Consider the following 21,707-nt stretch of genomic DNA (forward strand, 5'->3'; position numbering starts at 1 on the left):
TCCTGTCGTCCAGCTCGGTGCCGTAGGTCACAACGGCCGTCTTCTACGATGAACAGATGAGGGGCGGCTGGGGGCTGCGGTGGCGGGAAGCCGCGTTGTGGGTGGTCCTGGCGGTGCCGCTGGTGGCGGAAGCGTGGGACGGGCTGATCGCCGGTCTGGTCCTGCTGACCGCCGCGGTGCTGCTCTTCCGCCGGTTTCCGGTGTGGACGCTGTGCGCGCTCGTCACCGCCGCGGCGATACCCGCGCTGGTCCTGGCGCCGACCGTGACGAACCCGCCGTGGGTCTGGCCGTTCCTCGCGGCCGGGGTGTTCGGGTTCCGGGCCGGGCGGTGGGTGCCGGAACCGGTACTGGTGCCGCTGGCGGCCGTGGTGCTCGCCGGACTGCCGGTCAGCGTGCTGGCGGACGGCTCGGTGCGCGGCGGGTTCGGCGTGCTGTTCGGGGTCTACGACTGGTTCCTGCTGGTGCTGATCGTGCTGGTCGTGGTGCTGGGACCGTGGCTCGCTGGCCGGTACCTGCGGTCGCGCGCCGCACTCGTGGCGGCGGGGCAGGAGCGGGCCGCGTTGCTGGAACGGGCTCGGATCGCCAGGGAGATGCACGACTCGCTCGGCCACGAGTGGGGGCTCATCGCGTTGCGCGCCGCGGCTCTCGAGGTGGCCCCGGACCTGGCCGAACGGCATCAGGTCGCGGCCGGCGAGATCCGGGCGGGGGTCGCGGCGGCGACCGAGCGGCTCCAGGAGATCATCGGTGTGCTGGGTCCGCGGGACGAACGGACCGGCGTCGGCGAACTGGTCGAACGCGCGGCAGCGGCGGGCATGGACGTCACCTGGAGCCCGGCCGAGCCGTCACCGGAAGCCGTCGAACGCGCCGTGTGCCGGATCGTCCAGGAAGGACTGACCAACGCCGCCAAACACGCGCCCGGAGCACCGGTCAGCGTGCGGGTCGAACGCTCGTACAACAGCACGACCGTCACCGTCGCAAATGGACCGGCGACGAGGAGTTCCGTTGCGACGAGCGGAGGTGCCGGACTGGCAGGCCTGACCGAACAGGCCACGCTGCTGGGCGGCACGCTCACCGCCGAACCGCACGAAGGCGGGTTCGCACTGGTGGCGGAACTACCGCACGACGCACGGCCGGCGACCGTCAGCGCACCGGCTCGCCGGAGCCTGATCCGCGTGGCCAGGAAACCACTCCTGATCGGCACCTCGGTCGCCGTGCTCGCGATGGCGCTCTACGCGGTGGTCGGCGCGAACAACAGCCTCGATCCCGAGGTGTTCGACCAGATCCAGCTCGGCGCGCCGCGCGCGGACGTCGAGGCCGTGCTGCCACCGTTCCAGATCCTGGGGGACTCCGAACGCATGCTGTCCGACCCGCCGAAGGGCGCCGACTGCCGCTACCACTGGTCCGCCGTGCAGACCGACGACCGGCTGTTCTTCCGCCTGTGCTTCGCAGAGAACCGGTTGGTGCTCAAGGAAACCGTGCCGCGCAGCGCCATCTCGGCGGAGGTGACGGGGTGATCAGGGTCCTGCTCGCCGACGACGAGCCGCTGACCAGAGCCGGTGTCCGGGCCGTGCTCGGCGCCGACCCGGAGTTCGAGGTGGTGGGCGAGGCGGCCGACGGGCGCGCGGCCGTGGAACTCGCTCAGGCGCACCGGCCGGACGTCGTGCTGCTCGACATCATGATGCCGGGCATGGACGGCCTCGCCGCCGCAGCGGAGATCCGCCGCACCGTCCCGTCCACCGGCGTGATCATGCTGACGACGTTCTCCGAGGACGAGCACATCGCCCGCGCGTTCGACGGCGGTGCCAGCGGATTCCTGCTCAAGACAGGCGATCCGAGGGAACTCTTCGCGGGCATCAGGGCCGTGGCGGAGGGGGCGGCGTACCTGTCGCCGAAGATCGCGCACTGGGCGATCCGGCGGCTGGGCGGTGAACGGGAGACCGGCGCGGCCCGTGCGCGAGACCTCGTCGCGAGGCTCACCGATCGCGAACGGGAGGTGCTCGCGCTGGTCGGCGCCGGGCTGCCGAACGCCGAGATCGCCCGGCGCCTGCACGTCGTGGAGGGCACGGTGAAGGTGTTCGTCGGCTCCATCCTGCGCCGCCTGGAGGTGCCGAACCGGGTGCGGGCGGCGATCATCGCCTTCGAGGCGGGGCTCGTCGCTCAGGGGTGATCTATGCCTTTCGGCCAGTCCCCACGACAGCCTTCGGCAGATGCCGGTCGGTGGTGGTGATCGACAGGCTGGCCGCATGAGAACCAGGTACAAGGCCGTCGTCGGGGCGGTGGGGCTGACGGCGGTGATGGCGGTTCCCGCCGCGGCCGAACCCGTCGCGCTGGCACTGCCGAGGCCGTCCGGGCCGTTCCCCGTGGGCACCACCGAACTTCACCTCGTCGACCACTCGCGCACCGATCCGTGGGCGCCGGGCCGGTCACGGGAACTGATGATCTCCCTGTGGTACCCGGCGATGCCCGCGCTCAAGGCCCCGTCCCGCCACCTCAGCGCGGGGATCGCGGCGTTCTACGACCAGACCGCCGGTCCCTCGGCCGGGCTCGACCCCGGTGTCGCCGACTTCGCGCGTACCCGCACTCACGCGCGGACCGCCATCGCCCTGCCCGGCCGTCGCCCCGTGATCCTGTACTCGCCGGGAGGCGGGCAGTCCCGCTCGTTCGGCACCACGCTGGTCGAGGACCTCGCCAGCCGCGGCTACGTCGTCGTGACCGTCGACCACACCTTCGCCGGACCCGTGGAGTTCCCGGACCGCGTGGAACTCCCGGTGAGCCGCGCGGACACGGCGTTGATGATGCGGGAACGGGTGCGCGACACCAGCTTCGTGCTGGACCGGCTCGGCTCCACGGCCCTCGCCGGCGCGATGGACTTGGAGAGGGTCGGCATGGTCGGCCACTCGATGGGCGGGTTCACCGCCGCCGAGGCCATGCTCACCGAACCGCGCATCGACGCGGGCGCCAACCTCGACGGCAGCATGGACCCGAACTCCGGCCAGGCCAGCGCGCGGGGCGCTGATCGGCCGTTCCTGCTCATGGGTGGTGGGACCAGCGGCTCGGACAAGCACCCGCACAACCACGCGCACGCACCGGACTGGGCGTCGTTCTGGGCGAACTCGACCGGCTGGAAGCGGGACGTCTACCTGCCAGAGGCGGAACACGCGAGCTTCACCGACGCCCAGGTGCTGCTGCCGCAGATCGATCAGAAACACCCGCTGCCCGCTGACAAACTCGCGGCGGCCATCGGCACCGTCGACCCGCGCCGGAGCCTGACCGCCCAACGCGACTACCTCGCCGCGTTCTTCGGCCTGCACCTGCGCGGGCAGCACACGACCCTGTTCGACGGCGACTCGCCCGCCCACCCGGACGTGAGGCTCGTCCCGTGACCGCGTTCCTCGACTGGCTCGCGCAGCTGCCGCCTGCCTGGGTGGTCGTCGCCGCCGGACTGCTCGTCTTCGGCGAGTGCACGCTCGGCCTGGGGTTCATCGCTCCCGGCGAGACCGGTCTCTTCGTGCTCGGCACGACCGCCACCAGCCCGTCCGCGTTCGTGGTGATGTGGCTGGTGACCACGGTGTGCGCGGTGGGAGGCGACTCGGTGGGGTTCCTGATCGGCCGGCGCTACGGCGCACGGCTGCGCGAGACGCGGATCGTGCGGCGGCACGGCGCGCGGCACTGGGACCGTGCAACGGACTTCCTGCGCAGACGGGGAGCGGTCGCGGTGCTGATCGCGATCTTCCTCCCGGTGCTGCGCACCCTGCTGCCCGCCGCGGCAGGAGCGGCCGGGCTGCCGTACCGGACGTTCCTGCCCGCCGTTCTCGCCGGCGCCACGGGCTGGTGCGCGCTGCACATCGGACTCGGCGCGGCGGCGGGGGAGACCGCCCGGCGGATCGAGAAGCTCATCGGCACCGGGAGCACGGTCGCGGCCGTCGCCGTGGTCGTCGTGGTGGCGGTGGTGCTGCTGCGCAGGCGGTCAGGAATCGAGAAGCAACGGTCGCGGGGTGGCGCCTAGCGTTGCCGGCATGACCTCATTCGACGCGATCACCCTCGAAGTGGCCGACCTCGCGGCCGCCGAACGCTTCTACGCCAACGCTTTCGGGCTCGGCTCCCGGCTGCGGCTGCGCGAGAGCCAGGAACCGGCCACCGGCTTCCGCGGCTTCACCCTGTCCCTCACGGTGGCGCAGCCCGCCGACGTCGACGTGCTGATCGGCGGCGCGATCGACGCCGGCGCGACCGTGCTGAAGCCCGCCGCGAAGTCGATGTGGGGCTACGGCGGGGTCGTGCAGGCGCCGGACGGCACCATCTGGAAGGTCGCGACCTCGCAGAAGAAGAACACCGGCCCGGCCACCGGGCAGATCGAGGACGTCGTGCTCCTGCTCGGCGCCAACGACATCGTCGCGAGCAAGCAGTGCTACCTCGACCAGGGCTTCACCGTCGAGAAGAGCTTCGGCCGCATGTACGTCCAGTTCGCCTCGGCCGGTGCCGTGAAGCTCGGGCTGTACCGGCGGCGTGCCCTCGCGAAGGACGCCGGGGTGTCGCCGGAGGGTTCCGGCTCGCACCGGATCGAGATGGTCGGCGCCGGTCGCTTCGTCGACCCGGACGGGTTCGCGTGGGCGTCAGGGCAGACGGCCGGCCAGCTCGGCGCGTGAGCGGATGCCGAGCTTCGTGTAGACCTTGCGCAGGTGGTACTCGATGGTCTTGGGGCTCAGGAACAACGCGGCGGCGACCTCGCGGGTGGTTCTGCCCTCCGCGAGCAGCAGTGACACCTGCAACTCCTGGGGCGTCAGGGTTTCGCCCGGTGTGCGGCGCTTGATCGTCTCGCCCGTCGCGCCGAGTTCGACCGCGGCGAGATCCGCCCACCGGGCCGCGCGGAGGTTCTCGAACGTCTCCAGCGCGGCGTGCAGGTGCGGCCGGGCGTCGACCCGGCGCCGGGCCCGCCGCAGGCGAGCACCGTAGGCGAGACGGGTGCGCGCGGTCTCGAAGTCGTCCAAAGTCCTTTCGTGGAACCGCAAAGACGCCTCGAAGTGCGTGTCGAAGGCGGGACTGAGCATGCCGATCGTGCGTTCGGCGCGTCCCATCGCCCACGGCTGGCCCTTCGCGGCGGCTTCGGCACGGTAGCGCCGCGCGACCTGCCAGGCGTCCTCGTGCCTGCCCAGCCGCACCAACGCGTCGGCGCGTTCGGGCGCGGGGGACAGGTCCGGGTCGGTGAGCTTGAGGTCGTCGAGGAGGGTCGCGAGTTCTTCCAGGTGTGCCAGTGCCTTCTGCGGATCGCCGAGCCCCAGTTCGAGCTCTCCCAAGGCGAACAGCGACCAGACCCGTCCGATGTGGATGTCGCGGGAGCGGCAGAGGGGCAGCGCCTCCGCGACGAGCGTGCGGCACCGCGCCTCGTCGCCCAGTCGTGCCCGCAGCCACGCCAGGCCCGCCAGGCACATCGCGAGGTCGGTCTCCTGCCCGGTCTCCCGCGCCAGCCGGGTCGCCTCGTCGTAGGTGGCCTCAGCCCGCACCCACTGGTTGGTGGTCGCCTCGTCCCTCGCGACGTGGAACAGCAGCGACGGCAGGGTTCCCACAGCCGCCTCCGCACGTGCCCGGCCGACGATGCGCCGGAGTTCGGCGCCGGAGTCGGCGTCGCGCAGGAACAACGGCCCGATCATCAGCCACCACAGCCTGCGCCGGTCGTCTCGCCACTCGTCGGAGGCGGCGAGAAGGCCGGTGGCGGACCGGATCTGGCCGGCGCCGCCCTGGTTGGCGAGGATCCGCGCCACGCCCGCCGCCATCTGACCCAGCCCGAGTGCCCGCGGTGTCGTCACCTGCCCGAGCAACTCCTCGATCTCGTGGGCCAGCGCGATCGCGGACGTGGTGTCGCCGAGGTAGAAGCAGGCGTTCACGGCGTCGGCCAAGAACACGACGCCTTCCTCCGGGTCACCGGACTGACGGGCGGCGGTCCAGCAGAGGTCGCGGGCCTCGGTCAGCGAACCGGTGCGCGCCGCGATCGCCCCGCGCAGCTCCAAGGCTCTCTGCTCGTTCGACCCGCTCTCGTCGAGCAACGCGACGGCGCGCGGCGTGGTGCCGGCGAGCCAGGCCGACTCCGCCGCCGTCACGCACAGCAGGGCGTGCCGTTCGACGTCCGGGCTCAGGCGCGCGGCCCGTTCGTACGCGGCCGCGGCGACGTCGTGCGCACCGCGTTCGTGGGCCCGCTCCGCCGCCCGTTCGAGGAGATCCGCGACGTCCGCGTCCGGTCCGACGGACGCCTCGGCCAGGTGCCAGGCCTGCCGATCGGCGTCGTGCGGCCCCACGGCTTCCGCCACCGCGCGGTGGATCGACCGGCGCCGCTGCGGATCGCAGTCCCCGTACACGGCGGAGCGGATCAATGGATGACGGAACTCGACGTGCCCGTCGGTGATCCGGACCAGTCCGGCGCTCTCGGCCTCGGCCAGCGAGCCGACGGTGACACCGAGCGACCGGCACGCGTTCGCGACCACCCGCAGGTCGTTGCCCGCCACCGCGGCGACGGTCACCGCCGCACGCCCGTCCTCACCGAGCGACCGGGCCTGCGCCGCGAACTCGTGGGCCAGCGCCGCCGACACCGGCAGCGGAGCCTCGGGAGAGACGTGCTCCAGCCGGTGCGCGGCCAGTTCGATCAACGCCAGCGGGTTCCCGGCCGTCGCGCGGTGCAGCCGCGCGATCAACTCGGGTGACAGGGCTGTGCCGGAACGGCTCGACACCAGCTCACCCGCGGCGGCGAGATCGATGCCGGACAACGGCAGCGCGGGCAGTCCGGGATCAGGGGAGCGCGTGGTGGCCAGCAGCACGATCGGGTCGGCCTCGAGCCTGCGTGCCGCGAACGCCAGCGCGTCCGCCGACGGCCGGTCGACCAGGTGCAGGTCGTCCAGCAGCACCGCGACCGGCCGTTGTTCGGCGAACCGGCACAGCAGGCTCAGCGTGGCGGCCCCGACCGCGAACCGATCGATCGCGGGCCCGGGACTCAGTGCGAGCGCGACGGACAACGCCTGCGCCTGAGGTGCCGGGATCTCGTTGAGACGGTCGAGCGCGGGCCGCAGCACCTGGTGCAGGGCGCCGAACGGGATCTCCCGCTCCGGCTCGCTCCCGGCGGCCTGCAGGACGGTCATGCCGGTGGCGCACTCGGCGGCGAACCGCAGCAACGCGGTCTTGCCGACACCGGGCTCGCCGGTGATCGCCAGGACGCCGCCGTGCCCGAGCCGGGCGCTCGCGACGAGCCGCTCGACCTGTCGACGCTCGGACTCGCGTCCCATCAGCACACGGGGGAGTGTAAGCAGACTCCACGCCACTAGGTGGGGCACCTGATGCGACCGTCCCGTTGGCGCTCATAGGTTCCGACCCTCACCGGAGGGAAGAGCAGATGACGACGACAAGACCCGAGGTAGACACCGACAAGCTCATGCAGTTCGTGTTCCGCGCCGTCGACGAGGTGGGCGCCACGCTGAACGCCGCGCTCGTCGTCATGGGCGACAAGCTCGGCTACTACCGCGCGATGGCGTCCGGCGACCCGATCAGCCCCGCCGAACTCGCCGACCGCACCGGCACCGCCGAGCCCTACGCGCGGGAGTGGCTCAACGCCCAGGCCGCCGGGAGTTATGTCACCTACGACCCCGCTACCAGCCGATACACGCTGCCGATCGAGCACGCGGTGGCGTTGACGGTCGAGGACAGCCCCGCGTTCCTGCCCGGCATGTTCCAGATCGCGCTGGGCACCGTGCACGACGCCGGACGGGTGCTGGACGCGGCCCGCAGCGGTTCCGGGGTCGGCTGGCACGAGCACAACACCGACGTGCACCTCGGCTGCGAGCGGTTCTTCCGGCCGAACTACGCGGCGAACCTGATCGAGGGCTGGCTGCCCGCGCTCGACGGCGTGACGGCGAAGCTGCAGGCCGGTGCGAGGGTCGCGGACGTCGGCTGCGGCCACGGCGCATCAACGATCCTGATGGCACAGGCGTTCCCGAAGTCGTTCTTCACCGGGTCGGACTACCACCCCGAGTCGATCGCGATCGCCCGCGAACGGGCGGCGGCCGCCGGAGTCGGCGATCGGGTGACGTTCGAGGTCGCCTCCGCGAAGGACTTCAGCGGCAGGGACTACGACCTCGTGACCATGTTCGACTGCCTGCATGACATGGGCGACCCGGTCGGGGCGGCACGGCACGTCCGGGACGCGGTGGCGTCCGACGGCACGTGGATGATCGTCGAACCCATGGCGGGCGACCACGTCGAGGACAACCTCAACCCCGTCGGCCGCACCTACTACGGCTTCTCCGCGCTGCTGTGCACGCCGGCCTCGCTGTCGCAGGACGTCGGACTCGCGCTCGGCACCCAGGCCGGGCCCGCGCGCATCCGCGACGTGGCGGTGGCCGGCGGGTTCACCCGGTTCGCCGGGGTGGCCCAGACCCCGTTCAACCAGGTCCTCGAAGTCCGGCCGTGAAAGCCGAGCCGCGCCCGGTGCGCGAGGCAGACCAGGCGGGGTTCGCCGAACGCGCCGGGGTGCGGCTCGCGTTCCGGGTCTACGACAACCCCGGCAGGCCGACGGTGCTGATGATGCCGACGTGGTCGATCGTGCCGTCGAGGTTCTGGAAGGCCCAGGTTCCCTACCTGGCCAGGCACTTCCGGGTGGTCACCTTCGACGGACGGGGGTCCGGCGACTCGGACCGCCCGGCCGGCGGTGAGTCCTATGTGGACGCCGAGTGCGCGGCGGACGCGATCGCCGTCCTGGACGCGACGAACACCGAACGGGCCGTGCTGGTGGCGTTGTCGCGCGGGGACGCCTGGTCGGTGCTCGCGGCCGCGCACCACCCGGACCGGGTCTCCGGCATCGTCGTGATCGGCCCGGCCAGCGGTTCGCTCATCGGCGCGCAGGCGCAGGAGAAGGCGGCCTGGGAGGCGGTGGAAGGCGGCACCAAGTACAACCGGCACCACTGGCTGAACGGCGGCTACGACGACTTCGCCGACTGGTTCTTCGCGCGGATGTTCCCCGAACCGCACTCCACCAAGCAGATCGAGGACGCCGTGCGGTGGGCGCACGAGGTCGAGCCCGCCACGCTGGTCGACACGACGATCGGCCGGAACAGCTCCGCGTCCATCGAGGACGACTGCCGCAGGGTCCGCTGCCCGGTGCTGGTGATCCACGGAACCGACGACCGCATCCGCCCGCACGCCATCGGGGAACGCCTTGCCGAGCTCACCGGCGGTTCGCTGGTGCTGCTCGACGACTCCGGGCACGGCGTGCACGCCCGCGACCCGGTGCGGATCAACCTGCTGATCAAGGAGTTCGTCGAGCGCGTGCACCCCGTGGCCCGGCGCACGAGGTCGTCCAGGGCGATCACCAGGCCACCGCGAGCGCTCTACCTGAGCTCGCCGATCGGCCTCGGCCACGCCCGCCGCGACCTCGCCATAGCGTCCGAACTGCGCAAACTGCATCCCCGCCTGCAGATCGACTGGCTCGCGCAGCACCCGGTCACGGAGGTGCTCGGCCCGGCGGGGGAGCGGATCCACCCGGCGTCCGCGTGGCTCGCGAACGAGTCGGCCCACGTCGAGGACGACGCGGGCGAGCACGACCTGCACGTGTTCGAGGCGTTCCGCCGCCTGGACGCGGTGCTGGTCAACAACTTCATGGTCTTCAACGACGTCCTCGACGCCGAGCCGTACGACCTGGTGATCGGCGACGAGGCCTGGGACGTCGACTACTTCCTGCACGAGAACCCCGCCCTGAAGCGGTTCTCCTTCGCCTGGCTGACGGACTTCGTCGGCTGGCTTCCGATGCCCGACGGCGGCGCCCGCGAGCAACGCCTGACCGCCGACTACAACCTCGACATGATCGAGCAACGAGCCCGCCTGCGTCGCGTACGTGACCGGTCGGTGTTCGTCGGCAACCCGGACGACGTGATCTCCCTGCCGTTCGGCGAGGGCCTGCCCGCGATTCGCGAGTGGACGGAGCAGAACTTCGACTTCTCCGGCTACGTCACGGGATTCGACCCGCCGGACGAACGCGAGCGCGCCGCGTTGCGCAGGCAGCTCCGCGTCCGCGACGACGAGAAGCTGTGCGTGGTCACGGTCGGCGGCTCAGGAGTGGGGGAGTCGTTGCTGCGGCGAGTGCTGGACGCCGTGCCCGCCGCAACTCGACGGGTACCGGGTTTGAGGTTCCTCGTCGTCACCGGACCGCGCATCGATCCGGCCTCGCTGCCGAGCCACCCCGGCGTCGAGATCCGCGGCTACCTGCCGGATCTGCCGCGGCACCTCGCCGCGTGCGACCTGTCGGTGGTGCAGGGCGGCCTGACCACGTGCATGGAACTGACCGCCGCCCGGCGCCCGTTCATCTTCGTCCCGCTGCGCCACCACTTCGAGCAGAACTTCCACGTCCGGCACCGGCTCGATCGCTACGGAGCGGGCCGGTGCATGACCTACGAGGAGGTCGTCGATCGCGAGGTGCTGGCCACGGCCATCGCCGAGGAGGTCGGACGCGAGACCGCCTACCGCGCGGTCGAGTCCAACGGGGCCTCGGTCGCCGCCTCCCTGCTCGCCGAACTGTTGTGAACAGCGGGCAGGTCGCGCGTCCGTGCGGCGTGCTCGTGCCAGCCGCGCTGGTCCCGCCGGAAGACCGGGAAGACGAACGCCCCGCCGACGTACAACGCCACGACGACCAGGTCCCACCAGCCGATGTCGATCAGCGGCGACACGACTGTCGCGTAGGCCATGAAACCGGTGAACCCGAGGAGTTCGCGCAGCGCGAGCTGGGCCGGGTTGGCCCGCGACCCGTCCTGGGAGCGGATCCGGTAGTGCAGCAGGATTCCGCCGATCGTCATCCCGTTCGCCGCGGCCGGCAGCACGACGCGGAACGCCACGAGCACGCAGACGGCCCACAGCGGGTCCGAGTGCAGCACCAGCTTCGCGATCACGATCACCAGGACGAGCTCGGAGACCAGCCCGATCAGCCTGCGCGGCAAGGTGACGGTGCCGATCGGCGCCGCCGCCTCGTCCGACGAGGGCACCCTCGGCACCACGATCGCGGCCGGTGCCAACATCCACCCCAGCAGACCGCCGAAGGTGTTGGAGATCAGGTCGTCGACGTCGGCGATCCGGTACGGGCACGGGTAGAAGCCGAGGTTGCCGGTGTACTGCACGACCTCGATGGCCAGCGACAGGCCCATGGCGATGGCGATCACGGCGAGCGGCCCCTTGCCGTACGCCTTGCGCAGCACCACACCCAGCGGGACGAACAACGCGACGTTGAACAGCTGTTGCAGGAACGCCTGCGACCGCACCATCGCCCCGATGCCGGAACGTCCGTACGCCGCCATGTTGTTGTTCATGTCGGTCACCCACTGGAACGGGACGGTGGACAGCATCTGGTCGCCCGTGCACAGCTTCGCCACGTCCGACGGGAACGGCAGGAAGATCAACGCCAGCGCGACGAGCCCGTAGGCCAGCAGGCCGTACAGCACGAAGGCCCTGCGCGGCTCCACCCGCCGGAATCGGAAGTAGTGCAGCAGCACTAGCGGAACCAGAACCAGCAACCCGACACCCACGAACGCCAGGAAACCGGTCCGGGCGGTCTCCCAGTACGACGCCATCATGAGCGATCCAATGCCCGCGAACGGCTGCGGCCAAACCAAGATTCTCGAAGATAGGGCGAATGGACGCGGTCAGCCGCGCTTCGCCAGGTAGACCGTGTTCGTCGAGTCACGGCCCTGGATCGGGTTGGGGAAGCTGACGACCTCGGCCCGCACGTCGGTGAAGACCGTCGCGAGAGTGGCGACGTACTCGTCCTCGGGCGGGTCGTTGGACCACAGCGCGAACACCCCGCCGGGGCTGAGCAGGTCGCTGATCCGCCGCACGCCTTCCGGTTCGTAGAAGTCGGCGTTGCTGGGGTGCAGCAGGTGGCGCGGGGAGTGGTCGATGTCGACGACGATGGCGTCGAACAGCCTGCCGGGCGCTTCCGGGTCGTAGCCCTGCCCGGATCGGGTCAGGTCGAAGAAGTCACCGTGGACGAGCCGGCAGCGCTCGTCGGCCGCCAGCGTCTTCCCGGCGGGGATGAGGCCCTGCTGGTGCCATTCGATGACCTCGCCGAGGGCGTCGACGACCAGCAGCGCGCCGACCCGCGGGTCTTCGAGCACGGTCTGCGCGGTGTAGCCGAGTCCGAGGCCGCCCACGACCACGTTCAGGCCGTCCCCGGACAGTTCCGCGAGTGCCAGCCGGGCCAGTTCGACCTCGGCGACGACGAAGAGGCTGGACATCAGGAACTCTTCGTTGAGCTTGATCTCGTGGATCTCCCTGCCGGTGCCGGGTTCGAGCCGGCGGCGGAGGGTGAGCTCACCGAGCGGGGTCTGGCGGTAGTCGAGTTCCTGGAACCGAGCACTCATGCGACGGCACGGTACCCCGTGGACCTGGACCCGATCGGGTGAGCACTGTCCTGCGGGTTCGACGAACCCGCAGGACAGCCGCGTAGCACCTACGGAGTGACCTTCGCGTTGGTCAGGCCCTTCTTGGCGCCTGCCACGGTGTTGGACGCGTGGACCACGTTGGGATTGCTCGCGCACTGCGACAGCGTGGTGATCTTGATGGCGTACTCGCCGGAGCCGCCGACGTCCGACCTGTTGTTCTTCCAGGTGTTGCCGCACCCGCTCGCGCCGCCGGTGATCTGGTGCGTCTCGTAGCCGTTGGCCAGGGTGCCGGGCTTGCTGAACGTGCCGGTGTTGTTCTCCAGCAGGTAGCCGGAGCCCTTCACGTCCACCCACGAGTCGGCGGAGTGCTGGCCCGAGATCCCCTTGCCGTTGAACGTGTTCCCGCGGATGACGCCCTTCTGGGTGCCCTCCTTGACGTCGACGTGCTCGGCGGTGACGTTCGGGCCGATGGTGTTGTTCAGCACCTGGACCCGGTCGCTCCTGTCGACGCCGCCGCTGTTGCCGTGACACTCCCAGTTGGACTCGGCGGATCCGATGTAGACACCTTCGCCGAACCCGATCTGGACCAGTCCGGTGTCGGTGACCGTCGAGTTGCGGATGATGCTGTCGGCGGAGGACTTCCGGAAGTGGACGCCCTCCTCGTCGGTCTTGCGGACGGTCACGCGGTCGATCACCGTGTGGTGCGAGTTGTCCGCGACGATGCCCTTCTTGGACTCCACGACCGTGAACCCGGTGAGGTTCCAATAAGGCGCGTCGACCAGCCAGAGCCCGTAACCGGAGTCGTAGCCCGGCGCGGGGGCCGGGCAGTCCGGCGGGTCGCCGGCTGGACCGTCGTTGATCAGCACCGCGCCGGCCGGACCGGTGAGCGTGATCGGTTGCGCCGACGTTCCGGCCTTCTGCGTGACGAACGAGCCGCGGTACGTGCCGGCCGCGAGCGAGATGGTCGTGCCGGGCGTCGCGCTCGCGAGCGCTGCCTTCAGCTGAGCCGCGGTCGTGACGTTGACCGTCGCGGCCTGAGCGGCGGGCGTCCACTGCGACGCGATCACCAGTGCGATGGCCGCGGCGCAGGTCTTTTTGGGGGACAAGGGGAACCTCCGGTGGGGGCGGCGGAGGGTGATCAGGGAGCGATGAAGTTGCCGGACAGGATGATCAGCACCTGAAGGTTGATACCGGTGCCGTAGTAGTCGTTCTTGTCCGGGCTGAACTTGGTGATCTGGGTGAACAGCTTGTCGAGCCACACCTGGCTGCCCGGGTCGTTCATCGCGGCCACGGCGAACGGCGCGGTGAAGCAGGGGTGCTCGCCCGACTCGGTCGCGGTGCCGTCGAGCTTGAAGCCCGAACCGATCTTGGCGGGGTCACCGCCGGTCTTGGTCTGGATCCAGGTGTTCATCTTGCGGACCTGGGCCTGCGCGGCGCTGCCGGACGCGGTGATCGCGTCGGCGCCGAGCCGCCACGGGTCGCGGCAGGCGTTCCAGCTGTAGGCGCCGTCGTACTCGCCCTCGAGGAAGTTCGCCGGCGCGGGCTTGATGCTGCTGTTCGTGTTCACCACGAAGTCGGGCAGCAGCCCGGTCTTGCTCGAGTACTGCGACTGGATCTTGGTGACCGCGCTCTCGTGCGTGGTGCGGATCGTGGTCCAGGTCGAGTCGCCGGTCGCCTTGGCGAACGCGCGGAAGTGGCCGGGCATCCAGTCCGACGAGCGCGAGCTGTTCTTGTACTCGGCGTCGTTGCCCCAGTCGCCCAGGAGCACGTACTTCGAGCTGGAGTTGACCTCGGACTTCTTGATGGCGTTGATGACCCGCTTGGCCTCGGCCAGGTAGTTCACCGACCCCGTGCTGCCCCACACCTTGTCCGCGACGAGCAGGCCGTACGCGATCTCCAGGTCGCCGTCGGTGGCGGAGTCGCTGCCGTTGACGCTCTTGCAGTTCGCGTCCTGCTCGGCCGCGTGCAGGTCCTTGTTGTTGACCGACGGGTGCGCCTTGACGAACTTGAGGATGCCGTCGAAGATCGCCCGCGCCTGGGTGTCCTTGCCGCCCATCATCGCGGCGATCGTCATGCCGTAGCCCTCGCCCTCGGCGACGTAGGCGTGGTCGGCGTCCTTGGACAGCACGGCATAGGTACCGGAACCGCACTTGGTGCTCAGGAAGTTGGTCTTCCAGAAGTTCCAGTACTTCATCAACGCGGCGTCCTGGGTCGCCTGGTCAGCCGACGGGCGCAGCGTTCCCGGGACGTACGGGGAGGCCGCGGCCTTCGCCGCCACCGGAGCGGCGATCGCCGAGTGCGCGGAGATCAGACTGGTGGCGGCGACAGCGGTCAAAGCCAGTGCTTGCAGGGTTTTGCGCATGTGTCCCTCGCTCGAAGTGGCCGTTTTCTCTTGGAGGGCGGCGATTTTCGTGAGCGTGACACACGTCTAGACCTCTGGTCAATATGATAGGAAACTTTACATACTATAATGCGAAATGTCTGCTCTGAGCGCTTTCGCGGCGATTGCGGTGAGTTCAGCCGGCGAAACGGCCGATCGCGACAAATGCGGCCAACAGCAGCAGGATCACGTTGACGGGCAACGACTTCGTGTCGCCGATCTTGACGTGCGCCCGTGCGGCGAAGACCTGCACGATGACCAGTCCGACCGCCGCGATGGGCGTCAGGATCGGGGCGATGCCGGTCAGCCACGGCAGGATCAGGCCGAGCGCGCCGAGCACCTCGACGGCACCGATTCCCTTCAGGCCCGTGTCGGTGACGTCCTTCGCCCAGTCGAAGTTGCCGGACGCGATCATCTGCTCGCGCGGCCGCACCAGCTTCATGACCCCGGCGCCCAGGTACAGCGCCGCCAACAGGCCCTGGACCACCCACAGTGCGATGTTCATTCGAACTCTCCAATCCTTACCTCTTGTGCGTAGCCTCATGATGTGTCTGCAATGAGGGCGTCGCAAAAGGCACACCGATGTATGTGTCCAGGACGGGAGGTCCGGCTGTGATGGGGTTCACTCCCGGCGGCAGCTGTCCGCCGCCGATGAACGACGGGGGCGCGGTCCGCGAGGTCCTCGACCGCATCAGCGACAAGTGGAGCCTGCTGGTCGTCGGCGCGTTGTTCTCCGGCCCGCTGCGCTTCGGCGAGCTGGAGAAGACGGTCACCGGCATCTCGCAGCGCATGCTCACGCTGACGTTGAAGCACCTCGCCGAGGACGGCCTGATCAGCCGCACGGCCTACGCGGAGGTACCGCCACGGGTCGAGTACGAGCTGACCGAGCTCGGGAAGACGTTGGTGCCGCTGGTGATCGCGCTCGCCGAGTGGGCGCTGGAGCACCGCGACGAGATCAACGCGAACCGCCGCCGGTAGTCCTCACTCGAAGGAGCAGCCGGGGTTCGGCGTGCTGACGGCCAGCGGGTTGCCGGCCGGGTTCTCGTAGAACACGGTCAGCACCAGCGGGGTGGCCGCGAGGTTTCGTCCGATGTGGACGTACCCGGTACCGCTGCGTTCGCTGATGAACTGACCCGGCCGGTACACGCCGTCCACCGCGCAGTCGGAGTCGTGGTGGGTCAGCACGCCCTTGGTGACCACGCCGCGCACCGGGCCGGGGTGGTAGTGCCAGCCCGTGGCCCCTCCCGGCTCGATGGTGATCTCCCTGATCACGTACTGGGTGTCGCCCACGGTCTGGTCGAAGATCGTGACGGCGCTGACCCCGTGACCCGGCGTCGCACCCGCGACGGCCGGTGCCGCGGTGGCCGCGAGACCGACGAGCGCCGTGACCAGAGCGAGCCGGCTGATCGTCCGCATGGGCGTCTCCTCAGACGTGCGGGGGTGGCGGCACTCCGGCCGCCGGCGTGATCGATCTTAGCCGGGTCCGGTTCGGCGCGAGGCGTGCCCGTGAGACGATTCCGGCTTCCTGGTGGGAGAACAGATGCACTTACCCGACATCCTTCTCGTTCACGGCGCGTGGCACGGTTCGTGGTGCTGGGAGCTCGTGGTCGAGGAGCTGCGCCACCTCGGCCGCACCGCGCACACCGTCGACCTGCCCAGTTCGGGCTCGCCCGCCGGGCTGCACGAGGACGCGGAGGCCATCCGGCACGCGATCGCGGCGATCGACCGGCCGGTCGCGGTGGTCGGGCACTCCTACGGTGGCTTCCCGGTCACCGAGGCGACGGCGGGGTCGGCCTTCGTGACGCGGCTGGTCTACCTGGCGGCGTGGATGCTCGAAGCGGGCACGTCGATCGGTGAGGCGGCGGGCATGCCGCCGTTCGAGACCGAGTTCGTCGCTCCGCCGCCTGATGCCGTCGCCCAGTTCTACGGCGACGTCGATCCCGTGCTGGCCGAGCGTGCCGTCGCGATGCTGCGGCCGCAGAGCGCCCGTTCCGCCTCTGACCGGCTCAGGGCCGCCGGCTGGCTCACGATCCCGTCCACGTACCTGGTGTGCGACAACGACAAGACGATGCCGCCGGCGTTGCAGGAGGAGCTGGCCACCCGCGCGTCGGTGGTGCACCACCTGCCGACGTCGCACTCGCCGTTCCTGTCCACGCCCGCCCCGCTCGCCGTGCTGCTGCACGAGGCCACGAAGGATCAGGCGCGCGTGCGTTCGTAGTGCCGCGCGACCCGGGCCCGGTTACCGCACACGTTGGCGGCGCACCAGACCCGGCGCTTGTTCTCCGCCAGGAAGACCATGGAGCAGGCCGGGTTGCCGCACGCGCGCAGCTTCTCCATCTGCACGGGGTCGGCCAGCAGCCGGATCGCCTCTCCCGCGATCGCGGCCAGTGCCGGATGGCCGTTGTAGTCGTCGTGCCACCGGATCCCTGCCTTCGCCGCGGCTCCCCAGCCGTCGAGCCGAGGGCTGGTCGGAACCGCGGCGGCGACGGCGTTGAGGTCCGCGATCAGCGCCGGATCCGGCGCGCGCCCGGTCAGGTGAGCGTCGAACAGTTCCTGGAGCACTGAGCGCAACCGGCGGGTGGCGCTCATCGCCGGTGGTGGTGCGGCGGGCAGCCGGTCCGCCTGCAGCGCCCACCACTTCGCGTGCTCGGCCTCATCCGCGAGGAAGTCCCTGACGGGGTCGAGGCACAACGCCTGCGTGTCCACCAGGTCGAGCGCCACGAGCGGCTCGGCACCCATCGGGAAGCCCGCCGCCTGGAACTCGGACAGGGTTGTGGCCACACCGTCTCCTAATGGTTGAACTGATGAGTGAGACGTTAGCAGATTCTCCTCAGGAACTCTTGCAGCGGCGAACCTAACGTGTATACGGTCGTTCTACCCATTAGAACGAACCGAGGAGAACGAGATGCCCGCGATCCGCCACCACCACGTCGAGGTCGACGGCCTGAAGGTGTTCGTCCGCGAGGCGGGTGACGCGAGCAGGCCCACCCTGGTGCTGCTGCCCGGTTACCCGTCGAGCACTCGTGCCTACGTGCGGCTGATCGACCGGCTCGCCGCCGACTGGCACCTGGTCGCGATCGACTACCCCGGCTTCGGCTCGTCCGACCCGCTGCCGGAGAGCCCGACCTTCGACCGGCTGGCCGAGGTCACCGGCAAGGTCATCGATCTGCTCGGCGTCGGCGACTACGCGGTCTACGTGTTCGACTTCGGCTCCCCGGTCGGCTTCCGGATCGCGCTGGAGCACGACCAGCGGGTCAGGGCCGTGATCACGCAGAACGGCAACGCCTACGAGGAGGGCTTCGGCCCTGATGTCGAGGGCTTGAACGGCTGGTGGAGCGACAGGGCCGAGCACCAGGACACCGTCGACTGGGTCGTCAGCCTCGCGGGCACTCAGCACCAGTGGCTCACCGGCGCGAAGAACCCCGAGCACATCGACCCGGAGCAGGCGCTGGCCGACCAGGCCGTCATCGACCTGCCGGGCCGCGCCGAGTACATGAAGGCGCTGCTGTGGGACTACCAGACCAACCCCGGCCGCTACCCGTCCTGGCAGGCCTGGCTGCGCGAACGGCAGCCGAATGTTCTCGCCATCTGGGGACGCAACGACACGTTCTTCATCGCTCCCGGTGCCGAGGCCTACCGCCGGGACGTGCCCTCCGCCGAGGTCGTGCTGCTCGACACCGGCCACTTCGCGCTGGAGGAGGCGGCCGACGAGATCGCCGCGCACGTGAACACGGTGCTGGCGAAGACTTTCGCCTGACCTGACGCTATAGCCGGGCGGGCATGACCGGCCGCGAGAACGGCATTGGCGGAGCATGGCGGCGCTGCCCACAGTGGTGGTCATGGAAATGATCCGCAACTTCGTCGGTGGCGCGTTCGCCGAGCGGGACGCGGCCTTCGGTGACGTCGACCCGGCCACCGGCAGGACGCACGCGACGGTGCAGGCCGCCGACGCGCCGCTGGTCGACCGGGCGGTGGCCGCCGCGCGCACGTCCGGCTGGGACCGGGTGCCGGTGCGGGAGCGGGCGGCCGTGCTGCGACGGTGCGCCGACGGCATCGAGGCGCGGTTCGAGGAGTTCGTCGCCGCCGAGGTCGCTGACACCGGCAAACCGGTGGCACTCGCGCGGGAACTCGACGTGGCGAGGGCGGTGCACAACTTCCGGACCTTCGCGGACGTGGTGTCCGCGGCCGGTCAGGAGTCGTTCCTCACCGATCTCGCGGACGGCAGGCAGGCGCTGAACTACGCCGTCCGCAAACCGCTCGGCGTGGTCGCGGTGATCGTGCCGTGGAACCTCCCGCTGCTGTTGCTGACGTGGAAGGTGTCGGCCGCGCTCGCGTGCGGCAACAGCGTCGTGGTGAAGCCGAGCGAGCTGACCCCGGCCACGGCGACGTTGCTCGCCGAGGTGCTGCGCGACGCGGGACTGCCCGCGGGCGCCTACAACGTGGTGCACGGTCACGGTGACATCGGTGAGCTTCTGGCCGGACACCCCGGCATCGACGGGGTGACGTTCACCGGTTCCACCGCGACCGGCACTCGTGTCATGCGGACGGTCGCGCCGCGCGTCCGCCCGGTGTCGTTCGAACTCGGCGGCAAGAACGCGGCGATCGTGTTCGACGACGTGCACCTGGACGAGGCGCTCACCGGGCTGGGCCGGGCGATCTTCACCAACACCGGCCAGGTCTGCCTGTGCACCGAACGCGTCTACGTGCAGCGGGCGATCTTCGCCGACGTCGCGGACGGGCTGGCCGAACGCGCGCGAGCGCTCAAGCTCGGTGATCCGTCCGATCCGGACACGACCACCGGCCCGTTGATCTCCCAGCAGCACCGGCGCAAGGTGCTCGACCACCTCGCGCTGGCGGAGGAGGCCGGCGCGAAGGCGATCACCGGTGGCGGGATTCCCGAGATGCCAGAGGGTTTGCGGGACGGTTCGTGGATCGAACCGACGCTGTGGACCGGGCTGACCAACGCCGACCGCGTGGTGCGCGACGAGATCTTCGGCCCGGTCGCGGCGCTGATCCCGTTCGACACGGAGGAAGAGGCGATCGCGCTCGCCAACGACACCGACTACGGCCTGGCAGCCTCGGTCTGGACGAACGACCTGCGCCGCGGCCATCGCGTCGCGCAGGCGATGAACGTCGGCATGTCGTGGGTCAACACCTGGTTCCTGCGCGACCTGCGGTCACCGTTCGGCGGCATGGGCATGTCCGGGATCGGCCGCGAGGGCGGCGAGTCGTCGTTGCACTTCTACACCGAGCCGACGAACGTGTGCGTGCAGTTGTGAACCACGCCGAGACCCTCCACAAAGCACAGACGACCGCGACGGCGATCTCCAGCTTCGGAGATCTCACGGTGGAGGACGCCTACGCGGTCCAGCACGCGCTCATCGCCCTGCGGGAACGCGACGGCGAGTTCATCACCGGCGTGAAGCTCGGCTTCACCAGCGAGGCGAAGATGAGGCAGATGGGCGTGTCCGAGGTGATCGTCGGCCGGCTGACGAGCGGGATGTCCGGCCGGACGAGCGAGAACCTCATCCACCCCAAGGCCGAACCGGAGATCGCCTACCGGTTGTCCCGCGACGTCGACGGCACCGTCCCGATCCTGGAGTGCGTGGACGCGGTCGCCGCCGCGATCGAGATCATCGACTCGCGGTACGAGCACTTCCGCTTCACCTACACCGACGTCATCGCCGACAACACCTCCGCCGCCGGGTACGTCATCGGACCGTGGCAGGCCATGACCGACGTCGGCGACCGCGCCGTGCGGCTGACCGCGGGATCGTCCATTGTGGAAGGCTCCACCAGCGCGATTCTGGGCGACCCGGCCAACGCGCTGGTAGCCCTCGAAGAGGTGGCACGGAAGCGGAACATCCCGTTGAAGGCCGGGTACGTGGTGCTGGCAGGCGCGGCGACCGTCGCCCTGCCGCTGACCGGGGGACAAGTCGAGTGTTTCATCGACGGGCTCGGTCCCGTCTCGTTCGAAGGACGGCCGCGATGACCGCACGCACGATCACCGGACTCGCCCGCCCGCGTGGCCGGTTCCCGCACGTCAAGGTCTCCGGCGACCTGGTGTTCGTCTCCGGCACCAGCTCCCGGCGCCCCGACGACACGTTCGCCGGCGTCGAGGTGGACGAACTGGGCACCACGAACTTGAACGTCCGCGCCCAGACCAGGGCCGTGATCGAGAACATCGCCACCATCCTCGGCGAGGTCGGCTGCACGCTCGCCGACGTCACCCAGGTCACCACGTTCCTGGTCTCCATGAACGACTTCGGCGGCTACAACGAGGTCTACGCCGAGTTCTTCGACGAGACCGGACCGGCCCGCACGACCGTCGCCGTGCACCAGCTTCCCCATCCGCACCTGCTGATCGAGATCCAGGCGATCGCCCGCCTGCCGCGTACCGAGGAGACTCGATGACTCTGCCGCCCGTGATCAACTTCCAGGCCTGGATCGCCGAGAACCGGCACCTGCTCAAGCCGCCGGTCGCGAACAGGACCATGGCGCTGGGCGACGACTTCATCGTGCAGATCGTCGGCGGCCCCAACAGCCGCACCGACTTCCACCACGATCCCTACGAGGAGTGGTTCTTCCAGATCAAGGGAGACATGCACGTCGACGTCATGACCAAGGAGGGTCCGCAGACCGTGCACATCCGCGAGGGCGAGACGTGGCTGCTGCCCGGCAACACCCCGCACTCGCCGCAGCGCCCCGACCCGGACTCGATCGGCCTCGTGATCGAACGCGTCCGCGAGGAGGGCACGCTCGAACGGTTCCAGTGGTACTGCCCGAGTTGCTCGCACCTCATCCACGAGATCGAACTGCAGGTGCGCGACATCGTGGCCGACCTGCCGCCGGTGTTCGAGAAGTTCTACGCCTCCACCGACAGCCGCACCTGCGAGAACTGCGGCGCCCTGCATCCCGGCAAGGGCTGA

At 70.1% G+C, this 21,707-nt stretch carries 22 protein-coding genes; 14 read left to right on the plus strand and 8 right to left on the minus strand.

Annotated elements, in window-relative coordinates:
* The first annotated feature begins 56 nt into the window (after positions 1-56).
* The 5 genes from ACIQF0_RS14110 (at position 57) to ACIQF0_RS14130 (ending at position 4,643) form a co-directional block, all read left to right on the plus strand.
* Positions 57-1,514: a sensor histidine kinase gene (locus ACIQF0_RS14110; protein WP_401029111.1), complete on the plus strand. Its 1,458-nt coding sequence runs from the start codon at positions 57-59 to the stop codon at positions 1,512-1,514.
* Positions 1,511-2,167, plus strand: a complete 657-nt coding sequence (locus ACIQF0_RS14115; RefSeq protein ID WP_401029114.1) for a response regulator — start codon at positions 1,511-1,513, stop codon at positions 2,165-2,167. The genes ACIQF0_RS14110 and ACIQF0_RS14115 overlap by 4 nt, the downstream gene beginning before the upstream one ends.
* Positions 2,168-2,243: 76 nt before the next feature.
* Entirely contained in the window at positions 2,244-3,383 is a 1,140-nt protein-coding gene (locus ACIQF0_RS14120) for an alpha/beta hydrolase family protein (RefSeq protein ID WP_401029117.1), read from the plus strand.
* Positions 3,380-4,006 carry a DedA family protein gene (locus tag ACIQF0_RS14125; RefSeq protein WP_401029120.1) on the plus strand — a complete coding sequence of 209 codons (627 nt, stop codon included), beginning with the start codon at positions 3,380-3,382 and terminating at the stop codon, positions 4,004-4,006. The genes ACIQF0_RS14120 and ACIQF0_RS14125 overlap by 4 nt, the downstream gene beginning before the upstream one ends.
* 10 nt (positions 4,007-4,016) lie before the next feature.
* A complete protein-coding gene (locus ACIQF0_RS14130) occupies positions 4,017-4,643 on the plus strand; it encodes a glyoxalase (protein ID WP_401029123.1) in 627 nt (208 codons plus the stop codon).
* On the opposite strand, the gene ACIQF0_RS14135 is transcribed toward ACIQF0_RS14130, so the two are convergent.
* The gene (locus tag ACIQF0_RS14135; RefSeq protein WP_401029959.1) at positions 4,611-7,265 is read right to left on the minus strand and encodes a helix-turn-helix transcriptional regulator; all 2,655 of its coding nucleotides are present in this window, start codon (positions 7,263-7,265) and stop codon (positions 4,611-4,613) included. The genes ACIQF0_RS14130 and ACIQF0_RS14135 overlap by 33 nt on opposite strands.
* 107 nt (positions 7,266-7,372) lie before the next feature.
* On the opposite strand from ACIQF0_RS14135, the gene ACIQF0_RS14140 reads away from it, so the two are divergent.
* Both ACIQF0_RS14140 and ACIQF0_RS14145 read left to right on the plus strand, forming a co-directional pair.
* Entirely contained in the window at positions 7,373-8,446 is a 1,074-nt protein-coding gene (locus ACIQF0_RS14140) for a class I SAM-dependent methyltransferase (RefSeq protein ID WP_401029126.1), read from the plus strand.
* Positions 8,443-10,551 carry an alpha/beta fold hydrolase gene (locus ACIQF0_RS14145; RefSeq protein WP_401029129.1) on the plus strand — a complete coding sequence of 703 codons (2,109 nt, stop codon included), beginning with the start codon at positions 8,443-8,445 and terminating at the stop codon, positions 10,549-10,551. Before ACIQF0_RS14140 ends, ACIQF0_RS14145 begins: the two co-directional genes overlap by 4 nt.
* Here the strand turns inward: ACIQF0_RS14145 and ACIQF0_RS14150 are convergent.
* The 5 genes from ACIQF0_RS14150 to ACIQF0_RS14170 form a co-directional block, all read right to left on the minus strand.
* On the minus strand, positions 10,488-11,630 hold the full coding sequence (locus tag ACIQF0_RS14150; protein WP_401029131.1) for a VanZ family protein: 1,143 nt from the start codon (positions 11,628-11,630) through the stop codon (positions 10,488-10,490). The genes ACIQF0_RS14145 and ACIQF0_RS14150 overlap by 64 nt on opposite strands.
* A gap of 30 nt (positions 11,631-11,660) precedes the next feature.
* Complete coding sequence (locus tag ACIQF0_RS14155) at positions 11,661-12,377, minus strand: spermidine synthase (RefSeq protein WP_401029134.1); 717 nt, start codon at positions 12,375-12,377, stop codon at positions 11,661-11,663.
* 89 nt (positions 12,378-12,466) lie between these two features.
* Complete coding sequence (locus ACIQF0_RS14160) at positions 12,467-13,504, minus strand: right-handed parallel beta-helix repeat-containing protein (RefSeq protein WP_401029137.1); 1,038 nt, start codon at positions 13,502-13,504, stop codon at positions 12,467-12,469.
* A gap of 32 nt (positions 13,505-13,536) precedes the next feature.
* The gene (locus ACIQF0_RS14165; protein WP_401029140.1) at positions 13,537-14,760 is read right to left on the minus strand and encodes a glycosyl hydrolase family 8; all 1,224 of its coding nucleotides are present in this window, start codon (positions 14,758-14,760) and stop codon (positions 13,537-13,539) included.
* Positions 14,761-14,914: 154 nt separating this feature from the next.
* Complete coding sequence (locus tag ACIQF0_RS14170) at positions 14,915-15,283, minus strand: DoxX family protein (RefSeq protein WP_401029142.1); 369 nt, start codon at positions 15,281-15,283, stop codon at positions 14,915-14,917.
* A 110-nt stretch (positions 15,284-15,393) separates the two neighbouring features.
* Between ACIQF0_RS14170 and ACIQF0_RS14175 the strand changes: the two genes are divergently transcribed.
* Positions 15,394-15,756, plus strand: coding sequence for a helix-turn-helix domain-containing protein (locus tag ACIQF0_RS14175; RefSeq protein WP_360039002.1), 363 nt, complete (start codon positions 15,394-15,396; stop codon positions 15,754-15,756).
* A gap of 3 nt (positions 15,757-15,759) precedes the next feature.
* Here ACIQF0_RS14175 and ACIQF0_RS14180 read toward each other — a convergent pair whose 3' ends face one another.
* Positions 15,760-16,194, minus strand: a complete 435-nt coding sequence (locus ACIQF0_RS14180; RefSeq protein WP_401029146.1) for a cupin — start codon at positions 16,192-16,194, stop codon at positions 15,760-15,762.
* A 124-nt stretch (positions 16,195-16,318) separates the two neighbouring features.
* On the opposite strand from ACIQF0_RS14180, the gene ACIQF0_RS14185 reads away from it, so the two are divergent.
* Positions 16,319-16,996 (plus strand): alpha/beta fold hydrolase, encoded by a 678-nt coding sequence (locus tag ACIQF0_RS14185; protein ID WP_401029149.1) that lies wholly within the window; start codon positions 16,319-16,321, stop codon positions 16,994-16,996.
* Here the strand turns inward: ACIQF0_RS14185 and ACIQF0_RS14190 are convergent.
* A complete protein-coding gene (locus ACIQF0_RS14190; RefSeq protein ID WP_401029152.1) occupies positions 16,975-17,559 on the minus strand; it encodes a CGNR zinc finger domain-containing protein in 585 nt (194 codons plus the stop codon). The genes ACIQF0_RS14185 and ACIQF0_RS14190 overlap by 22 nt on opposite strands.
* 124 nt (positions 17,560-17,683) lie before the next feature.
* Here ACIQF0_RS14190 and ACIQF0_RS14195 point away from each other — a divergent pair, with 124 nt between their 5' ends.
* The 5 genes from ACIQF0_RS14195 (at position 17,684) to ACIQF0_RS14215 (ending at position 21,707) form a co-directional block, all read left to right on the plus strand.
* Entirely contained in the window at positions 17,684-18,535 is an 852-nt protein-coding gene (locus ACIQF0_RS14195; RefSeq protein WP_401029155.1) for an alpha/beta fold hydrolase, read from the plus strand.
* Between the two features lie 82 nt (positions 18,536-18,617).
* Complete coding sequence (locus ACIQF0_RS14200) at positions 18,618-20,057, plus strand: 2-hydroxymuconic semialdehyde dehydrogenase (protein ID WP_401029158.1); 1,440 nt, start codon at positions 18,618-18,620, stop codon at positions 20,055-20,057.
* Positions 20,054-20,770: a 2-keto-4-pentenoate hydratase gene (locus tag ACIQF0_RS14205; protein ID WP_401029161.1), complete on the plus strand. Its 717-nt coding sequence runs from the start codon at positions 20,054-20,056 to the stop codon at positions 20,768-20,770. Before ACIQF0_RS14200 ends, ACIQF0_RS14205 begins: the two co-directional genes overlap by 4 nt.
* Entirely contained in the window at positions 20,767-21,192 is a 426-nt protein-coding gene (locus ACIQF0_RS14210) for a RidA family protein (protein ID WP_401029163.1), read from the plus strand. The genes ACIQF0_RS14205 and ACIQF0_RS14210 overlap by 4 nt, the downstream gene beginning before the upstream one ends.
* Complete coding sequence (locus ACIQF0_RS14215; RefSeq protein ID WP_401029165.1) at positions 21,189-21,707, plus strand: 3-hydroxyanthranilate 3,4-dioxygenase; 519 nt, start codon at positions 21,189-21,191, stop codon at positions 21,705-21,707. The genes ACIQF0_RS14210 and ACIQF0_RS14215 overlap by 4 nt, the downstream gene beginning before the upstream one ends.

This window comes from Lentzea sp. NPDC092896, assembly GCF_044754905.1.
GTDB lineage: Bacteria > Actinomycetota > Actinomycetes > Mycobacteriales > Pseudonocardiaceae > Lentzea.

Excerpts from the sequence above, each read along its gene's own strand:
- ACIQF0_RS14130 (WP_401029123.1), top strand. The coding sequence starts at position 4,017 with ATGACCTCATTCGACGCGATCACCCTCGAAGTGGCCGACCTCGCGGCC.
- ACIQF0_RS14120 (WP_401029117.1), top strand. The coding sequence starts at position 2,244 with ATGAGAACCAGGTACAAGGCCGTCGTCGGGGCGGTGGGGCTGACGGCG.
- ACIQF0_RS14140 (WP_401029126.1), top strand. The coding sequence starts at position 7,373 with ATGACGACGACAAGACCCGAGGTAGACACCGACAAGCTCATGCAGTTC.
- ACIQF0_RS14155 (WP_401029134.1), bottom strand. The coding sequence starts at position 12,377 with ATGAGTGCTCGGTTCCAGGAACTCGACTACCGCCAGACCCCGCTCGGT.
- ACIQF0_RS14170 (WP_401029142.1), bottom strand. The coding sequence starts at position 15,283 with ATGAACATCGCACTGTGGGTGGTCCAGGGCCTGTTGGCGGCGCTGTAC.
- ACIQF0_RS14200 (WP_401029158.1), top strand. The coding sequence starts at position 18,618 with ATGGAAATGATCCGCAACTTCGTCGGTGGCGCGTTCGCCGAGCGGGAC.
- ACIQF0_RS14175 (WP_360039002.1), top strand. The coding sequence starts at position 15,394 with ATGGGGTTCACTCCCGGCGGCAGCTGTCCGCCGCCGATGAACGACGGG.
- ACIQF0_RS14185 (WP_401029149.1), top strand. The coding sequence starts at position 16,319 with ATGCACTTACCCGACATCCTTCTCGTTCACGGCGCGTGGCACGGTTCG.
- ACIQF0_RS14195 (WP_401029155.1), top strand. The coding sequence starts at position 17,684 with ATGCCCGCGATCCGCCACCACCACGTCGAGGTCGACGGCCTGAAGGTG.
- ACIQF0_RS14110 (WP_401029111.1), top strand. The coding sequence starts at position 57 with ATGAGGGGCGGCTGGGGGCTGCGGTGGCGGGAAGCCGCGTTGTGGGTG.
- ACIQF0_RS14210 (WP_401029163.1), top strand. The coding sequence starts at position 20,767 with ATGACCGCACGCACGATCACCGGACTCGCCCGCCCGCGTGGCCGGTTC.
- ACIQF0_RS14180 (WP_401029146.1), bottom strand. The coding sequence starts at position 16,194 with ATGCGGACGATCAGCCGGCTCGCTCTGGTCACGGCGCTCGTCGGTCTC.
- ACIQF0_RS14135 (WP_401029959.1), bottom strand. The coding sequence starts at position 7,265 with ATGGGACGCGAGTCCGAGCGTCGACAGGTCGAGCGGCTCGTCGCGAGC.
- ACIQF0_RS14165 (WP_401029140.1), bottom strand. The coding sequence starts at position 14,760 with ATGCGCAAAACCCTGCAAGCACTGGCTTTGACCGCTGTCGCCGCCACC.
- ACIQF0_RS14215 (WP_401029165.1), top strand. The coding sequence starts at position 21,189 with ATGACTCTGCCGCCCGTGATCAACTTCCAGGCCTGGATCGCCGAGAAC.